Raw genomic sequence first — 3,121 nt, 5'->3', positions numbered from 1 at the left:
TCTTCTGTTGAGGCCAAGGGCCTATATATATCAGCAATGTTGTCCGCGTGTGATGCCGTCCGAGGAAATATATCGAATATAAACTGCTTCCTGCTCATGGCATAGCAACAAGCGGGAGAACAAACAATTAATGTATTATTTCTTATGAATATTAACTGCTTAGCTGTTTTCTCCAGCTTATACAAGTAAGACCAGTAATTTAACGGGCCTCGATTAATTCTATCGGCCTTGGGTGATTTATTTTTGCAATCTCTGGTTGTTGCCAGTTTGTTAAATGTCTACTCCAGCCCTTAGGGTGCTTTCTTCTCTCTGCTTCATAGGTGACCCATCTACTGCTAAACCAAAATGATGTTGATTTGATGTTACGTATTAAACCATCTGTGGCGATATTTGGCACTATACCAACCAATAAATTGATTAAACAAAAACATTATCAACTCAGGCCCTTAGCATTGAGATTTCAGTAAATGTTTCCCTGCTGGGAAGACTCGTCCGTTTGCAAATTTCACCACGAAATTTGGCGTCATAAATCGTTCTCACTATTTATTAGTTGCACCCCTGGTCGTTTCTTTAATACAAGCGGACTTATTTGCTGATACAGGGGAGGTATTTAGCTTTATATTTAAGTCTAAACTTGCTAATATCATTAGTGGGATTTTTACCTGCAAATATTCCTAAGATGTTTCACTGGAGAAGGGAAGCATCATCAATTTGCTTTTGAATGTCACGCCAAGCCTCGCGAGCCATGGCCTYCGGTACAAACTCACAAAATTTATACATAAACTGAGAATCCGAAATTTCTCCCCTAAAATAAGAAGCTATATGTTTACACAAACAATCATATCCTTCAATGCTAAGGCAGTTTGAATCAACCGACTTCTCATCCCAGTACTGTGCATATTGTTTGAGCTGAATGATGCCTAGGGTCCCACGTAGGTGTTGCAACCTTTCAGCCTTATTCTTGCCGATCTTAATAACCGCAGATGCATCTGCAATCTTTGCTATGTGCGGACCACCAATATAACCTGTCTCAAGTTCTTCGTCGTACTCGAAAAAAAGAGGCAAATCACCTTCRTCGCGCTCAGCGGGCTTTAAGTTGTTCGCGGCAACTGCTGCAGAGTAGAAGATGTCATTGTCGTATGTTGCGTTTGCGATGTAGAGAACTATRTCTTTGTTGGCGACTTTATTACGCTTTAATATTTCTAGCACTGTACAGTTGAGAGCTTCTCCAGCGTCTTCAAAAGCGTCAATATCAAGTTGACTGAGTAATTCTTTCCATGTCTCTGGATAGATGTCCTTGCAGAAGCCTTCGAAAAGCTCTGGAAACCCATAGTCTCCTGGATCTGCTGACTCAATGACTCCCTCAAACCAATCAGAAAAATTAAAGTAGTAATCAACTTTTTGGCTATCTGAGAGCTTGTTGAATTCAGCCTTAGGGAGAAACGAGTCAAATACTTCAATATCAATTTCGTTCATGAATAACTTGCATTTATTCAAATCATAAGGATGTCGACTTGTTCTGTCAACTCCTAATAGGGGCCCCAAGATTGATTCAGCATTCTAATTAGTCAATATTGCAGTTTCCCCACTGCCAGGAAAGTAGGCGTCTTGTTTTATTTGAGTCCCCATGGGGATTAATGAATCAACTTAATGGCCCTGTTTCAGCAAAGAAGTCCGCTCGTATCAAAGAGATCACCAGAGGTGTAACTGATGACCATCGAAGCAAATTAAAAATCGTTATTTTACAACCCGAATTAATTTTTTTATATTATTTTATACAAAAAACTATAAATCTTCCTCCTCTCCAATCTGATTCATTGCAACAACCCTTACGGCACATGCTTCTACGATTTCAGCCCAGCGAATGGGTGTAATGCCGAGCAGTTCAGGTATATTTTCCGCTCGTGTTCCTGCTCTAATCAGCTTTTGGCCCCTTACATGTAATTCACGCCARCGACCTGGMACTGTGATCAAAAAKCCTTTATCACGCAGGTAATGGGTRATTTCTCCATTTACAAATGGCCTKGCATAWGCAATAAAATTTGATTTGCTATTATTTATTCTTTTATCATCATATCTTCTAGATGCTTTTATYAAACCAATTGCTGCTAATTGTTCAAGATCTTCTYTTGGATGTCCAGTRCGMCGRGCRWAATTAGCKGCTACTTTTGCAGCAAATGGYAAATGTTCAACAACTAACGCATCRCAAACCTGCAAGTCCGAACCAGGGGCTACGCCTTGACGTGTCTGGCAGGGCCTAACAGMCAAACCAGAACCAGGGKTKACGCCAGGGGCTACAGGGCGGGCCCTTCCAGAAGAAAGAAGCGCAGAAGAATCATGGGGCCTTGGTAAATGCCGGCCCTTTGGGTCTCGGCCTTGTGATTCACGGCCCTTTGGGGTTGCCATTGGTTTGACCGTTCAGTTGGGTGTTAGCGAGAAAACAGCAGGGGCAAGGGCGTGCCTCTACTATTTGCGCGCCAGTATTTGTTTTGCAGCCAGATCACACCTTGGCAAAAAGCATCTACTAAATCGTCATTGGCAGCATTAGGAAAACCAAGTAATTCATTTATTAATTCCTCATTACCAGGATTAAAAGCAAGCTGCCCTGCTTCCATTAGTGGCGCGGCTGCATGGGCGCGGCTTGATTTGCTACCAACAGGCCGTATCGCAATCAAACCAGGTATTTGTCGTCGTAATAACTGGCAGACMGCTGGMCCATTAGCGGCATCTTCTATTAACACCGCATCAGGACTTAAACCCTGTTCTGAAAGTAATTGCAGAGTTTGGGTGAGATGTTTTAAAACTCCTGGAAGATCAAGGTGGTAATGAACACTTGATAAAACCTCAATCCGATGAGTCCCAGTGGGGCAGCACCCAGAGGGTGAAGCGGATGCAGGAACTAATCCAGACGCCGGGCCAGCAGATGCGGCCGTTTTATGCAGCTGCATACCTTGTGCTTTTGCGGCTTGGGCCGGATAAATTGGAGTGGTTTCAGGTATGAGGCCAAGTAAAACAAAAGCGCAGTAGTCATTTGTTTCTGCGCCTTTAAAACTCAAATCACAACTAAGCACTAAAGGCGCATACTTTGACCCTGTGGGTCCTGACCCTACGGGTCTTTGAT

At 42.8% G+C, this 3,121-nt stretch carries 3 protein-coding genes; all 3 read right to left on the bottom strand.

Annotation, left to right across the window (positions count from 1 at the left end):
* Positions 1-684 precede the first annotated feature (684 nt).
* Complete coding sequence (locus C7K08_RS13270; protein WP_133165291.1) at positions 685-1,476, bottom strand: hypothetical protein; 792 nt, start codon at positions 1,474-1,476, stop codon at positions 685-687.
* Positions 1,477-1,785: 309 nt separating this feature from the next.
* Positions 1,786-2,406 (bottom strand): sigma-70 family RNA polymerase sigma factor, encoded by a 621-nt coding sequence (locus tag C7K08_RS16955; protein ID WP_106501026.1) that lies wholly within the window; start codon positions 2,404-2,406, stop codon positions 1,786-1,788.
* A gap of 23 nt (positions 2,407-2,429) precedes the next feature.
* Positions 2,430-3,121 (bottom strand): phage terminase large subunit (gene terL / locus C7K08_RS13260; protein ID WP_206603870.1); only part of this gene is annotated, 692 nt, incomplete at its 5' end.

It is taken from the genome of Synechococcus lacustris str. Tous (genome assembly GCF_003011125.1).
In the GTDB taxonomy this organism is placed as follows: domain Bacteria; phylum Cyanobacteriota; class Cyanobacteriia; order PCC-6307; family Cyanobiaceae; genus Synechococcus_D; species Synechococcus_D lacustris.
Note: the sequence above shows the minus strand (reverse complement) of the source record. Positions and strands in the feature narration are given on the sequence as shown.